The organism is Paucibacter sp. B2R-40 (assembly GCF_025717555.1).
Taxonomy (GTDB): Bacteria; Pseudomonadota; Gammaproteobacteria; order Burkholderiales; family Burkholderiaceae_C; genus Paucibacter_A.
The window spans coordinates 392,710-406,806 of the sequence record NZ_JAJIRP010000001.1 but is presented as its reverse complement, the minus strand read 5'-3'; the positions used below and the strand labels follow the sequence as shown (position 1 = coordinate 406,806).

Genomic DNA, 14,097 nt, shown 5'->3' with positions numbered 1-14,097 from the left:
CTTGCGATTACCGAGCCAGCCGCTCCAGCAGCATCGCGTCGCCGTAGCTGAAAAAGCGGTACTTGGCCGCAATGGCATGGCGGTACAGCGCCATGATGGGCGCATAGCCGGCAAAGGCGCTGACCAGCATCATCAGCGTGCTTTTGGGTAAATGGAAATTGGTGACGAGGCTATCGACGACGCGAAACTGAAAGCCCGGCGTGATGAAAATCGCCGTCTCGCGCGCGCCGGCCTGTAGCTCGGCACTTTCCCCTATCCGGGCCGCCGACTCCAGCGCCCGCAGTGTGGTCGTGCCGACGGCCACTACCCGGCCGCCGCGCGCCTTGCAGGCCTTGACCGCCGCGACCGTCTCGGGCGGCACTTCAAACCATTCGCTGTGCATCTTGTGCTGATCCAGCTTTTCCACCCGCACCGGCTGGAACGTGCCAGCACCGACATGCAGCGTGACATGCGCGGTAGAAACACCGCGCTCGGCCAAGCGGGCCAGCAAGGCTTCATCAAAATGCAAGGCCGCCGTCGGTGCCGCCACGGCGCCGGGGGCCTTGGCAAACACCGTCTGGTAGCGCCGCACATCATCGGCCTCGTCGGCATGCTCGATATAGGGCGGCAGCGGCACATGGCCATGCTGCTCCAGCAGCGCCAAGGGGTCGCTGGGAAAGCGCAAGTGAAACAGCCCATCGTCGGGGCCGCAGCGGCCCAAGACCTCGGCGTCAAAGGCGTCGTTGAAGCGCACGAAACTGCCGGGCTTGGGGCTCTTGCTGGCGCGCAGATGGGCCCAGACTTCCAGCGTGCCGGGCAACACACGCTCGATCAAAGCTTCCACCGATCCACCCGTGGACTTGGCTCCATACATCCTCGCCTTGATCACCTTGGTGTTGTTGAACACCAGCAAATCGCCCGCCTGCAACAGTTCAGGCAGTTCGTGAAAAAAGCGGTCAACCGGCGGCTGGCTGCGGCCATCCAAGAGGCGAGAGCCGCTGCGCTCAGGCGCAGGATGCTGGGCGATCAGCTCGGGCGGCAGTTCGAAATCAAAGTCACTGACGCTGTGGACGAGGTTCGGGGTGGATTGCATGAGGTGTTGAGGGCCGGACGGACCCGTGCCAAACAGATTCGGAGCCCATCATTTTCCCACGCGATTTGGTGGAGGGCCTGCAGGGACGCACCGAAAGCAGCCCATGAGCTTTACAGACTACGGCAATGCCCTCAGCACGAGTAGCCCGGTCACAAGCCGACGTTAGGCTGCGACATGTCAGTCTTTGTTCTGTATGTCGGGTCCTTTCTTGAAGGCGCCCGACGTTCGGTCGCAAGACAACGCAACCATTTGTCTTGCACCGGAGCAATTTTCAATGAAGCTTTTTCAATTCCAACAAGCGGCCGTCGTCGCGGCGCTAGCCTTGACCGGCTTAGGCGCGACGAATGCAGCCTCAGCCCAAACAGTCGATGTGTTTGCCAACGGCACCTTGAGCGCATCGAGCTCGACCACCACCATCGTCAACCAATTGAAGACCAGCGCCTCAGGCGCGACCGGCTTCAATTTCAGCGGTGCCACCGGCTCGTTCGACCCGCACGCCAGTGCCAACAATTATTTCTACGCTGCCTACGTGATTCAGACCACGACGGCTATCGCCGAAAGCATCGCCACAACACTCAATAACTCCAACACCGGCGTGAGCGAACTTTCGGAGCGGATCTACGCCTTCAACGGAACCTTCCTGGGTGATAGGGTGGCCGGGCCCGCCATTGTTCAAAAATGGAGCGACAACATTTCTCTGGGTGGCGCGTCGATCTCGGTCATCGCGCCGACTCACCTCACCAGCGGTCAGTACGTGCTTGAGATTCGTGGCCGCACGGCCGGCAACTTCGGCGGCTCGGTCGCCATCTCTCCGGTGCCGGAACCGCAAACTTACATGCTGATGCTGGCCGGACTCGGTTTACTGGGTTTGTGCGCGCGTCGTCAAAGCAAAGCCGAATAAGAAGCGCCGAGGAACCGGCAGCTTGCCGACCAAACGGCTGGATGTGCAGAGCCATCGGGTCCCGATCGCTCCTTTGACGCAGGTCAATCAATCAAACAGGTCTTGGTGCGAGCATTCAGTCAAGGAGGCTCGCAATGAAATCACATCACGCACAAGACCTGACCCCGGGTCAGCACGCTTTGCTGGAAACCGCCTTGCTGCAGCGCCAGCGTGGGCTCGAACAAGAGTTGCAAGCCCAGCTCGGCACGCAAGGCCGGGTCGAACATGCGCGTGAGCAGCTGCTGCAAGACGCCGATGGCGAACAAGCGCACGCCGCCGACCGTGAGGTCGATCTAGCCCGCAGCGATGCGAACTTGGATGCGCTGCGTCATGTCAACGAAGCGCTGCAGCGTCTGCGCAGGCCGGACTACGGCCTGTGCAGCGATTGCGGCGCGGCGATCGCCTTTGAGCGTCTGCAAGCCAACCCCGAAGCTTTGCGCTGTATCGCTTGTCAAGCCAGCGAGGAGAGCAGGCACAGCGTTTCAGCGCCCAAGCTTTGAACTTCAATCCTGCACATTAACCAGCAAAAAGGAACATATATGACTCTATTTCACGCTGTCGTCTGGCTCGATCACCAAAGCGCCAAGGTCTTGCAATTCGACGAGGCCCATGTACAGGCCGAGAAAGTCAAGTCTCACAGCCACCACACCAAGCAGCATGGCAGCGCGGTGCGCAGCGAACACGAATACTTCGGCGAAGTCTGCGACGCACTGAACGGCATTGAAGAAGTGCTGGTGGTCGGCTCATCGACCGCACAGGCCGACTTCAAACACTACGCCGACAAGCACCGCCCCCAAACCGCCAAGCACATCGTCGGCTATGAGACCGTTGACCACCCGACCGAAAACCAATTGATCGCGATGGCCAAGCAGTACTTCTTGAAGTACGACCGCATGGCAGGGACACCGTCGCCGATGTGAGTTGTCGGCTTCTGCCGAATGCAAGAGGCCGGCCTGCTGTATCAGCAGGCCGGCCTCTTTTTTTAGATGTCCAAGCTAGTCAGACCTGAGCTGGCCTCAGATGCCGCCGGTACCGGTCGCCAGCAGACTGCCGTCTTCGCCGGCGACCCAACCGGTGCGCGGATCGACAAAGAACACCTGGTTCAAGTTCTTCTGCGTGCCCGAGTAGATGCGCTGCCAGGTCTTGCCGCCATCCTGGGTGCTCAAAATGGCGCCGCCACTGCCAACCATCCAGCCTCGTTGCGGGTCCAGAAACTGGATGTCCTGCAGGTGGATATTGCCATCTTGCAAGCTCTGCGACCAGGTCTGACCGGCATCCCGCGACTGCAGCACGGTGCCGTAAGCGCCGATCACCCAAACCGTCGACGCGTCGGCGTAAACGACGCGCCGTAGCTCCGTGGCCGTGCCACTGAACCGGCTCTGCCAGGTCAAGCCGCCGTCCTGGGTAACGATGATGCGCCCGCCATTGCCGACCGCCACACCTTGCTTGGCGCTGCTGAAACTGATGCTGTTGATGCCTTCGACAAAATTGGCCACCTTCGCCCAACTCTGTCCGCCATCAACCGAGCTCAACAACACAGGCATGGGATATGGACTGCCGGGGCGAAACTCGGTGGATACGGCAAAGCCATTGTTCTCATCGACAAATTGGAACTGGCTGAACTTGGCCGCCCCACTCAAGGGCGCTGCCCAAGTCGCTCCGCCATCCACACTGCGATAGATCTTTCCGTCGGCCGACAGCAGCCAACCCTTGGTGGCGGAACGGAACTGGAAGCGGACTGGATTCCAGTAGTCAGGTAGCACCAAATCTTTCAGCTTCACCGTCCACTCAAGCCCGCCGTTACTTGTTTCCAGCAACTCGCCGGCCGCACTCAAGGCCAGGGCGCGTTTGGCGTCAAAAAACCAAGTCGCGCGCAAGCTGCTTTGGGTGAACTGGGCTTCTTTGCCGATCGCCTGTTGCCAGGTCAGCATATCGTCGTTGCTGATGTAATCAAGGCTGTAAGTGGCTTGTTTGAGCACCCAAGTCTTGGCGCCGACTTTGCGCAAGCCGTTGACTTCGTAGCCATTGCCCGGCAGCTTGATCTCGCGCCAGGTGCGCCCGCCATCCTCGCTGAATTCGCGCACATAGTCGTTGTTGGCGTAATTGCCGACCGCGCGATAAATTGCTCCGCTCGGCAGAATGCTCAGTTGACTTTGATAAGTATTGCTCTTCAAAACAAACTCAAGCACCTGCCAATTGCGCCCACCATCGCTGGTGGTGTAGATCGAATTGTCGTACCCGCTCAGGCTCAAGACGCCATTCATGGCATCGATAAAGACCAACTTATTCAGATTGAAATAGCCAACAGCCGGCAATCCCTGCGCATCGAAGCGCTCCCATGTCAGGCCTGCATCTTGGCTGCGACGCAGATTGAGTTTGTAGGTGGACCTGCCGGTTTCGTAGTCATAACTCTGCACGCCCTCGCTCAGCAAAACTCCCGACTTGCCCATCGTGATCGAGCCGGAGATGCCGTAGTTCAGCTTGCCCAGCACCTCGACTTGCGTCTTGCCCAGATCGGTCGACTTGAAGAGCTTGTCTTCGCTGCGACTCCAGATCGCACCGTCGGCGTCGATACGATCAAGCCGAAGCTTGCGCTGCGTCCAAGTGGCGCCACCATCGCTGCTGGCGGTGATGAAATCGTCACCCGCAATCACCGCCGTCGTGGCATTGATCACCGTCAAGGACAAGTAATTGCTGCCCGGATAGGGAGAATCCTGCTTCGACCAAGAAGCCTGCAAAACCCAGTTCGCGCCGCCATCAACGGTGCGCAGCACAGCGCCATACTCGCCCACGGCCCAACCGTTGTTGGCATCGGCAAAGCGAACCGCCGTCAAGCGGGTTCGCAGTCCAGAGACCTGAGCGCCCCAGGTCTTGGCGCCGTCGCTGGTCTTGAGGATTTCGCCGTTAGCACCGACCGCCCAGGCCGTCTTGCTGTCCAGGAAGAAGAGATCCGCCCGCTCATTGCCACTCGGCTTGGGGTTCTGCCAGCACCAGCCGCTGTCGGCAGCGCCGGTACAGGCCAGGCCCTTGACATGTGCCCGGTTGTTGACACTCACGCGGAAGTTCAACTCCTTGGAGGTGCCCGCCTCGTTGCTGACCTTGAGCGTGACGTCATAGTCGCCTACTTTGGCGAACTCATGCTTTGGTGCCGGCTCGGTGCTGCTGGCGCCGTCACCAAAGGACCAAGCAAATTTCAAGCCCGCGAGGGCGGCCGCGCTATTGTCAAAACTGGCTGCGCTGCCAACGTCGGCACTGGCCGCCGCCTTGATGGACAGCGTGTCCGGAATCACGGTCGCCGGTGCGACCGGCGTTGGCGGCTCGACGGGTGCGCCGTTGTCACTGCCGCCGCCACAGGCGCTCAACAGGCCGGAGAGCAAGACCGTGATGGCCAAGACTTGACTTGAGTGTTTCATTTCAATCCTCCCTGATATTTCTTTTTGAATGCTCAAATACCGATTCGCTGACCGATTCCGCCGCGGATTGTAGGGATGTGCGGCATGCCCACAAGGCACACGAATGGGGGAGAGGGTATCTACCGTCAAAGCGACTGCGCGGGGCGGCCAGCTCGCGCCAAGGCAGAATGCCGCCCATGCCCGAGGCCGACCCCAAAGCAAGCAGCAACGCCGCCAACAAGCCCAAATCCGCGCCGCAAAAGGCGATGGAGAAACTCGGCCTGCTGCGTGATATCGACCTGGCCCTGCATCTGCCGATGCGCTACGAGGACGAGACCCGCATCACGCCGATCGCCGAGGCGCAGTCGCATGAAGGCGAGGCCGTGCAATGCGAGGGCGAGGTGCTGGAGTGCCGCATCGAGACGCGCGGCCGGCGCGTGCTGCTGGTGAAGATGATGGATGAGAGTGGGGCGGAGTTGTTGTTGCGCTTCATTCACTTTTACCCCTCGCATCAAAAAACCATGGCCGTCGGCACCCGCATCCGCGTGCGTGGTGAGTTACGCCACGGCTTTTTTGGCCGTGAGATGGTGCACCCGACCTTCAAGGCCGTCGTCGAAGGCGCAGCACTGGCCACGGCGCTGACGCCGGTCTACCCGGCCAGCAATGGCCTGCCGCAAGCCTATTTGCGCCGTGCGGTTGCGTCTGGCCTGAGCCGCGCCGACCTGAACGAGCTGCTGCCGGCCGGCGTGGTGCCGCCCACCCTGCCCGCGCTGCGCGACGCGCTGAACTTTTTGCACCATCCCCCGCCGCAGGCGCGACTGATGACGCTGGAAGATCACAGCCACCCGGCCTGGCAGCGCCTCAAGTTCGAGGAATTGCTGGCCCAGCAGATCAGCCAGATGCAGGCGCAGCGCGAACGCGCCTTGCTCAAAGCCCCGGCTCTCAAAGCCAAACGCGGCGGCATGCATGAGCAGTTGCTTGCGGTGCTGCCCTTTGGCTTGACCGGCGCGCAGCAGCGCGTCAGCGAGGAGATCGCGCAAGAGCTGGCCCTGCCGCAACCGATGCACCGGCTGCTGCAAGGCGATGTCGGCTCCGGCAAGACGGTGGTGGCCGCTCTTGCCGCGGCGGTGGCCATCGACGCCGGCTGGCAATGCGCGCTGATGGCGCCGACCGAAATTCTGGCCGAGCAACATTTCAAGAAGCTGGTCGGCTGGCTGGAGCCGCTGGGGCTCAAGGTCGCCTGGCTGACCGGCAGCGTCAAGGGCAAAGCCAGGCAGAAGATGTTGGACGCAGCCGCCGATGGCTCTGCGCAGTTGGTCATCGGCACCCATGCGGTGATCGAAGACAGGGTGAAGTTCGCCAAGCTGGGCCTGGCCATCATCGACGAGCAGCACCGCTTCGGCGTCGCCCAGCGCCTGGCCTTGCGCAAGAAGCTGGCCTCAATGGATTTGGAGCCGCATCTGCTGATGATGAGCGCCACGCCGATTCCGCGCACCTTGGCCATGACTTATTTCGCCGATCTGGCGGTTTCCACCATCGACGAGCTGCCGCCGGGGCGCACACCCATCGTGACCAAGGTGTTTGCCGACAGCAAGCGCTTCAATGTGATCGAAAAGATTCGCGATGAGGTCGCCAACAAAGCCGCACAGGTCTACTGGGTCTGCCCGCTGATCGAAGAGTCCGAGACCTTGGATCTGAACAATGCGACCGAAACGCACGCCGAGCTGTCCGCCGCACTGGACGGTTACGTCGTCGGCTTGCTGCATGGCCGCATGACGCCGGCCGACAAGGCGGCCGTGATGGCCGAATTCACGGCCGGGCGCATCAGCGTGCTGGTGGCGACGACAGTGATCGAAGTCGGCGTCGATGTGCCGAACGCCAGTTTGATGGTGATCGAACATGCCGAGCGCTTTGGCCTCAGCCAACTGCACCAGCTGCGCGGCCGGGTCGGACGCGGCGCGGTCGCCAGCGTGTGTGTGCTGCTCTATACCGGGCCCCTGTCGGACACCGGCAAGTCGCGGCTGAAGGCGATGGCCGAGACCAATGACGGCTTCGAGATTGCAAGGCGCGATCTCGACATCCGCGGGCCGGGCGAGTTCATGGGCGCGCGCCAGAGCGGCGCCGAGCTTTTACGCTTCGCTGATCTGCAGGAAGACTCGGTGCTGCTGCAAGCCGCACGCCGGTTGGCACCGCAGCTGCTGGACAAGCATCCGCAGGCGGCCAAGCGGCAAGTCGAGCGGTGGCTGGGGGCCAAGGCGGAGTTTTTGAAGGCCTAGGCTTGTACTCATGGCCCCAGGTTCTTCCTAATTCAGTCGCAACAATTCAGGGCTAGACTCCGCGCACAAAAAAACAAGCGGAGGATTCGGCCATGAAGCCATGTCAATTTAACTTATCTTTAGCAGTCATCGCCAGCGCAGGAATCCTAACGGCGTGCGGCGGTGGTGGGGCAGATAGCCCGCCAACTCCTTTGCCCACCGCCGCTTCCGTGGCCGATGGCTATAGGCTCGATTGGAATTTGGCCAAGCGTTTGCCCGTGCTGGACAACGACAGCAGCAGCGGCGGCAGCGCCACAGTGAGCGTCGTTGACGCTCCCAAAAATGGTACAGCGACAGTGGACGGCAGCGTACTGGTCTACACACCCAAGCCCGGGTTTTTTGGCGAAGACAGTTTGCGCTATCGCCAGTCCGTGGGCAGCGCCAGCAGCGAGGCCGAGGTCAAACTGACGGTCGAGGCCAGCCTTACCGTCGAAGGATTGGTCAGCGACGGCCCAATTGCTAACGCCAAGGTGGTGCTGAAGCTGGGCGACAAGAGCTTCACGGCCGATGCCGATGCAAATGGTCGTTACAGCATCACCGTGAAAACGATCGATCCGGGCGCCTTCATCAGCCTGTCCGCACAGGGCATTGGTGCTCAAAGCCACGTCGTCCTTGAAAGCCTTGTAGGAGAAGCCAAGACCTTGGCCGGCCTGAACCAATCGGGCAAGGTTACGGCTCAGCAACTGCCGGCACTGAATGTCACCCACTTGAGCAGTGCGCAGGTTGGCTTGTTCGCGCAACAGGGCCAACTCCCCAGCACCGATGCTGAATTGAAGGCGCGCAGCGCAAAGTTAAAGGGCTTTGACATTATTGATGCTGCAGCCTTGATCAAGATGCTGGTGGATGACCATGTGCCTTTGCCTGCCGAAGCGAAAACGACTCAGGACTTGCTCAATTCCGCAGCCTTGTATCCTGCCTTCACTGCGAGCGCGCTCGTGAAGTACGGGACCCGGATCGAAAGTATTCAGAAAAACTTGATGGGTGACCCGGCGCTGTCCTCGCAGCTGCCCAAGCCCAGCCTTGATACAGTGACTTTGCTCTATGTGAGCGGCTTGGGCGGCGGCACCAGCCCGGCACTGCGCCTGATACTTCAGCCCGATGGGGCTGCCAGCGTTCAGCAGCAAGATGTCAGAAAGGCACGCTGGGTTCATGAGGGCAATCAATTGACGGTGCTGCTTGATCAAGCCATCGTCTATAAATCCGACGCATCCACCTCGGGCTACCCGGAGTTTCGTGATGCCAGTGCCGATCAAGTTATCACTGGCTATCAGGTCCGTGAAATGGGCGGACAAAAGGGCGGCCGTGTACTTGCTTCTGTGAATATCCTGGGCTACGTGGAAATCACCGATGGGCCGTCCATGGGCTACCGAATTCCGCGCCCCAGCAACTGGGGTTCAAACTGGCGGATCGAAGACAAGCAGGACTTCACGGACCAAGACTTCGCCTCAGGCAAGCGTTGGGCCGGCCCTTTGTCGGCCAAGACAGCGCTGGGTAGTCTGGATGCAGCCTATCAAGACGTGATGCTCGTTACCGGCTCGGGTACCGGCCGCATGGAGCGCACGAACGAGAGCTTTAACTGGCTCATCGATCAAGGCGCGCTCGTGATCAACTTGAAGGACGGCAGCTACCGCTACCGTCGCATTGGCCTAGACCCCTCGGGCGCCGAACGCTGGTTGGTGGAGCAAAAGCAAAACGGCGACTTGGTCAGCCTGGCTGAAATCATGGCCCTGCCGGCCGAAGAGGTCAGCGTCAATACTCCGATGATGACGCGCAAATGGCGATCCAACAGCGGCGCTCAATACCGACAGGACGGTTACTACTCATTGCGCTCCGACGGCGCGGTAGGACTTGTCACCTTGGAGTACCTGCAAGAGGACTACGCCCCCCATTTCAAGTTCCGCAGTTGGGCTTTGAAACCCGACGGGCAAACCTACCTCTACGCCACGCGCGACGGCGACGGTGTCCTTTGCACCCAACAGTCTAAGCAGGGCCGCCCCGCGGCAGAAGACCCGGACTGCAAAGTTGGCGATTGGCACACATGGAAGTTTGTCGGCAAGAAAGGCAGCACGCTATTCATCCTCGATACCCTGACATTCCCCAAACTTCCAATCGGCTACCGCCTGCACGCATTGACGGACGCTGGCGAAGTGAAATAGCTCGCCGCCTGCAGCCAATTGGCCGGCGGGCGGTTCAAAGCTAAATCAGGCCAAGGGCTCTTCCGCTCGGGTGTGCCGACTCAAATAACTAAGAATTCCCAGGGAGATGTCATGGCCTACCCAACAACATGGGCGCAAAAGCACACGCTGACGTCGAGGCGATATGCCTTGCTCTTTGCCGCGCTAATCAGCCTGGTTCTGGCCGCCTGCGGAGGTGGCGGCGGAGGCAGTAGCGACAGCGCATCGCCTGCCCCGCCTGCACCACCGCCCGCCCCGGTCACCTTGAGTGCCGACGTCTACCCACTGGCCGCCGGAGATCGCCGAACTTGGCGTGTCAGCAGCGGCTCGCAGACGGGAGGCCTGCGCTCAGAGCGCGCTGGCGAAGCCGTGCAGTTGGACGGCCAGGCGGCATGGCCGGTGCGCAGCGAAGATGGCGAGGTCGAATACATCGCGCGGACAGCCACAGGCGTGTTGTCGGTGCCGGGCGCGGGTGCCGACGCTTTGACGAAGGCGCTGGGCCCGATCGAGTTGCTGCGCTTTGGGCAGGTGGCAGGAAGCACCGTCGAATTGCTCAAGCGGACGCTAACCATAGACCTCGACGGCGACGGGCGCGCCGACAGCGTCGACATTCTTGTCGAGTCAAGCTTTTCGGGCTATGAGTCGGTCACTACCGCAGCGGGCAACTTCCCCGCTGCCGCCCGGCTGCTGACGGTGGCGCGCATCACTACCCGGGTCACGGGCAATGCCAATATTGGCAGCCTGATCGTCTCGGCCGAAGAATGGTTTGCACCCGGCATCGGCCCGGTGCGCTCGGTCACCACGACGACTTCAACGGCACAGCCTACCGAGACCGAGACAGCGGAATTGCTGGCCTACGGTATCGGCAGCAAGCGCAGCGAGACGGTGGCACCCACTCTGCTTTCGTCCAATTTAGCTCCGGATAGCGTGCTGCCTAGCGCGCCGGCCAATATCGAGCTGAACTTCAGCGAAGCGCTGGACCCCTTGACTTTGGACAGCAGCGCGGGGCTGACTCTGGTGGATTCGGCGGGGCAGCTGCTGCCGATTGGCCGGACGCTGGCCGATGGCGGTAAACGCGTCACCATCACCCCGCTGGCAGCCTTGCCGGACGGCCGCTACGAGCTACGCCTGGGCAGCGGTTTGACCGACTTGGCCAACAACCCCTTGGCGCCGAGCATGCGCGCATTCAGCGTGGACAGCAAACGCCCGCGCATTATCTCGTCAACGCCTGCCGACGGCAGCGATGAGGCAGCCATCAGCGGCAATGTCGTGCTGAACTTCAACGAGGCCATCTTCACGCCCGACGGCAGCAACAAGGCAGCCATCTTTCTCAGCGATTTCAATGGCGGCGAATGGCTAACGGGCGAGATTCAAGGCAGCAGCATTGTGCTCAGGCTGGAAAAAACTCTCATTCGCAACCGGGAGTACACCGTCAACGTGGGGACGGAACTGAAGGATGCTGCCGGCAACGTGTCGCCTTTCGATGGGCACGTGATCAGATTCAAGACCGGTCCTGGTCCGTTCGCCCGACCCACCCCCTTGATGGACAAGGCCTGGGTCACCGCCGTCGCTGTTGGCGATATCAATGGCGATGGACGACCCGACATCGTTTTCAGCGGCGCTCAAAACATCACCGCTTACGAAATGTTCATCGGCGCTCGATTACAACAAGTAGACGGCAGCTACGCGCCAGCCATCCGCCTTTATCAGGCGCCGCCTTACACCATGTTTCTGACCAATGAGCTCACCTTGGCCGACGTGAATGGTGATGGTCGGATGGATATCGTCATGAACTTTTCGAACGGTGTCACGGCGCTGATGCAGCAAGCCACAGGAGAATTCGTGTCGGAAGTGATCGACGCCAATGCGTGGACATCGCCCAACGGCGCGCTGGACCTGGACGGCGACGGGCGCAAAGAAATAGTCACTTTGAATGGGCGCGAGCTACGTCTGATGCGGCGCGATCCAAGCGGCGGATGGCGCGTGACCTTGGCCTTGGGTGGAGGTAGTCAGTACATTTACAGCTTCCGCATGGCCGATTTGAATGGTGACGGCCAGCAGGACTTGGTGTGGTTGCGTGAAGGGGTCACCAACAGCAATTTCGAGATCGTTTGGGCCTTGCGACAAGGCGGTGGCTTTGGCCCCGTGCGAAGCCAAGCCACAGCCCCGGAAATCAAAGGTACAACTTCATGGGTCTTGGCTGACGTCAATGGTGACGGCAGGCCGGATCTGTTGTTGTTGCAGCCAAGGAGCAGCAACAGCCAAATTGCCGTGCTGGCGCAAACCGCAGCGGGAGACTTCGCGCTGCCGGTTTGGTATCCGTCAAACGGCACATCCGCCCTGGACGCGGTCGACATCAACGCTGACGGCAGGATAGACGTGCTGTCGACCAACGGTACGGGATCTCATTTGGGGGTGTTATTGCAGGCGCCTGACGGCAGCTTGGAGCCGGAACGTCCCTTTGCCATCAACTACACCAGCAACGGCAATGGCAGCTTGGTGGCCGTCGACATCAACGCCGATGGGCGCATCGACATCGTGACCGGTAATGACGTGCTGCTCGGGCGGCCCGTGAGCGGCGTGTGGCCCGCCGCTGCGCAGGATTCCCCTCGCCGGCTGAGCCTTGGCAGTTGGGCGGAGCCAGCGAGCGCAAAGGCAAACCTCTTAGCAGCCCCTTCTCAGACCAGGGCGCGGGGCAAAAATTGGCTCAAACAGCTACGCTCGCCGGGGCTTGAGCGAGCGGCCGTAATCGGCCGCTTAGGTCAATAGCCGTGCGATCAAGGCGCCTTGGTAACGCGCCTCCAGCGGAATCGACACCGTCACGCCATTGCCGGCCGCTTCGGTCACCGGCTCGCCCTGCTTGCCGCGCATCTCGTTCAGATCAAGTAGCGCGTTACCGCTGGGGTGAATGATCTCCAAGCGGTCGCCGACCTCAAAGCGGTTCTTGACCTCGATATCAGCCCAACCATTGGCATCAATGCTGCGCACCTCACCCACATACTGACTGCGCCGCGCCTTGGAGTGGCCGTCCAAATAGTTCTGCGTGTCCTGGCTGCGGTGACGCTGGTAAAAGCCACTGGTGTAGCCGCGGTTGGACAGGCCGTCCAGCTCGGCCAGCAGCGTCGGGTCAAAGCTGCGGCCGGCCACCGCATCATCGATCGCACGCCGGTAAACCTGCGCCGCACGCGACACGTAGTAGCGGCTCTTGGTGCGGCCCTCGATCTTGAGCGAATCGACACCGATTTCGACCAGGCGCTGCACATGTTCGACTGCGCGCAGATCCTTGGAGTTCATGATGTAGGTGCCATGCTCGTCTTCCTGGATCGGCATCAGCTCGCCGGGGCGTTGCGACTCTTCGATCAGATAAGTCTGGTCGGCCAGCGGATGCCGTTCTGTGCCACCGGCGGCAGCAAAGTCTTGGTCGGCCTGCTGCACCGCCTTGTGAAAGTCGAATTTGATCGCTCGCGCCTGGCCAGCCTCGTCTTCAAACGCGTCGCCTAGCTTGTAATCCCAGCGGCAGGCATTGGTACAAGTGCCTTGGTTGGCATCGCGGTGATTGAAGTAACCCGACAGCAGACAGCGGCCCGAGTAGGCGATGCACAGCGCGCCGTGCACAAACACCTCCAGCTCCATGTCCGGGCATTCCTGGCGGATTTGCGCCACCTCGTCCAGGCTCAGCTCGCGGGACAGGATCACCCGCTTCAAGCCCTGCTTCTGCCAGAACTTGACGCCGGCGAAGTTGACCGTATTCGCCTGCACCGACAGGTGAATGGGCAGCTCGGGCCAGCGCTCGCGCACCATCATGATCAGGCCGGGGTCGGCCATGATCAGCGCATCGGGTTTCATCTCGACGACGGGCGCCATATCGGCCAGATAGCGCTTGAGTTTGTCGTTATGCGGCAGGATATTGCTGGCAACCAGGAACTTCTTGCCGCGCGCATGCGCCTCGGCAATGCCGGTCCTCAGGTTCTCCAGCTTGAAGTCATTGTTGCGGGCGCGCAGCGAATAGCGCGGCTGGCCCGCGTAGACGGCATCGGCGCCGAAGTCGAAGGCAGCGCGCATGCGCTCAAGGTCACCGGCCGGCAGCAGCAGCTCCGGGGATTTAATAGATTGCACCATGGTCAACAGCTACCCGGGTCGGCCAAAAATGGAAAAACGCAGCCGGGCGGCGAAATGAAATTTCGAACCGCGCAGTCTATGCAAG

9 protein-coding genes are annotated in these 14,097 nt (G+C 61.1%); 6 read left to right on the top strand and 3 right to left on the bottom strand.

Annotated features, from left to right (window positions below; all coding sequences use genetic code 11):
* Nucleotides 1-7 precede the first annotated feature (7 nt).
* Nucleotides 8-1,072, bottom strand: coding sequence for a tRNA preQ1(34) S-adenosylmethionine ribosyltransferase-isomerase QueA (queA, locus tag LNV09_RS01770; protein ID WP_263555351.1), 1,065 nt, complete (start codon nt 1,070-1,072; stop codon nt 8-10).
* 208 nt (nt 1,073-1,280) lie between these two features.
* Here queA and LNV09_RS01765 point away from each other — a divergent pair, with 208 nt between their 5' ends.
* The 3 genes from LNV09_RS01765 (at nt 1,281) to LNV09_RS01755 (ending at nt 2,932) form a co-directional block, all read left to right on the top strand.
* A complete protein-coding gene (locus LNV09_RS01765) occupies nt 1,281-1,973 on the top strand; it encodes an FxDxF family PEP-CTERM protein (RefSeq protein ID WP_263555350.1) in 693 nt (230 codons plus the stop codon).
* Between the two features lie 134 nt (nt 1,974-2,107).
* Nucleotides 2,108-2,512, top strand: coding sequence for a TraR/DksA family transcriptional regulator (locus LNV09_RS01760; RefSeq protein WP_263555349.1), 405 nt, complete (start codon nt 2,108-2,110; stop codon nt 2,510-2,512).
* A 39-nt stretch (nt 2,513-2,551) separates the two neighbouring features.
* Nucleotides 2,552-2,932 carry a hypothetical protein gene (locus tag LNV09_RS01755; protein ID WP_263555348.1) on the top strand — a complete coding sequence of 127 codons (381 nt, stop codon included), beginning with the start codon at nt 2,552-2,554 and terminating at the stop codon, nt 2,930-2,932.
* Between the two features lie 96 nt (nt 2,933-3,028).
* Here LNV09_RS01755 and LNV09_RS01750 read toward each other — a convergent pair whose 3' ends face one another.
* Nucleotides 3,029-5,425 (bottom strand): YCF48-related protein, encoded by a 2,397-nt coding sequence (locus LNV09_RS01750; RefSeq protein ID WP_263555347.1) that lies wholly within the window; start codon nt 5,423-5,425, stop codon nt 3,029-3,031.
* 176 nt (nt 5,426-5,601) lie between these two features.
* Here LNV09_RS01750 and recG point away from each other — a divergent pair, with 176 nt between their 5' ends.
* The 3 genes from recG (at nt 5,602) to LNV09_RS01735 (ending at nt 12,662) form a co-directional block, all read left to right on the top strand.
* On the top strand, nt 5,602-7,680 hold the full coding sequence (gene recG / locus LNV09_RS01745) for an ATP-dependent DNA helicase RecG (protein ID WP_263555346.1): 2,079 nt from the start codon (nt 5,602-5,604) through the stop codon (nt 7,678-7,680).
* A 191-nt stretch (nt 7,681-7,871) separates the two neighbouring features.
* Nucleotides 7,872-9,875 (top strand): Ig-like domain-containing protein, encoded by a 2,004-nt coding sequence (locus LNV09_RS01740; RefSeq protein WP_263555345.1) that lies wholly within the window; start codon nt 7,872-7,874, stop codon nt 9,873-9,875.
* Nucleotides 9,876-9,986: 111 nt separating this feature from the next.
* Complete coding sequence (locus LNV09_RS01735) at nt 9,987-12,662, top strand: FG-GAP-like repeat-containing protein (RefSeq protein ID WP_263555344.1); 2,676 nt, start codon at nt 9,987-9,989, stop codon at nt 12,660-12,662.
* On the opposite strand, the gene trhP is transcribed toward LNV09_RS01735, so the two are convergent.
* A complete protein-coding gene (gene trhP, locus LNV09_RS01730) occupies nt 12,651-14,012 on the bottom strand; it encodes a prephenate-dependent tRNA uridine(34) hydroxylase TrhP (RefSeq protein WP_411969190.1) in 1,362 nt (453 codons plus the stop codon). The two genes, LNV09_RS01735 and trhP, sit on opposite strands and share 12 nt — an antisense overlap.
* Nucleotides 14,013-14,097 lie beyond the last annotated feature (85 nt).

Coding starts and splice junctions, on each gene's coding strand:
- recG (WP_263555346.1), top strand. CDS start 5,602: ATGCCCGAGGCCGACCCCAAAGCAAGCAGCAACGCCGCCAACAAGCCC.
- LNV09_RS01735 (WP_263555344.1), top strand. CDS start 9,987: ATGGCCTACCCAACAACATGGGCGCAAAAGCACACGCTGACGTCGAGG.
- trhP (WP_411969190.1), bottom strand. CDS start 14,012: ATGGTGCAATCTATTAAATCCCCGGAGCTGCTGCTGCCGGCCGGTGAC.
- queA (WP_263555351.1), bottom strand. CDS start 1,072: ATGCAATCCACCCCGAACCTCGTCCACAGCGTCAGTGACTTTGATTTC.
- LNV09_RS01760 (WP_263555349.1), top strand. CDS start 2,108: ATGAAATCACATCACGCACAAGACCTGACCCCGGGTCAGCACGCTTTG.
- LNV09_RS01750 (WP_263555347.1), bottom strand. CDS start 5,425: ATGAAACACTCAAGTCAAGTCTTGGCCATCACGGTCTTGCTCTCCGGC.
- LNV09_RS01755 (WP_263555348.1), top strand. CDS start 2,552: ATGACTCTATTTCACGCTGTCGTCTGGCTCGATCACCAAAGCGCCAAG.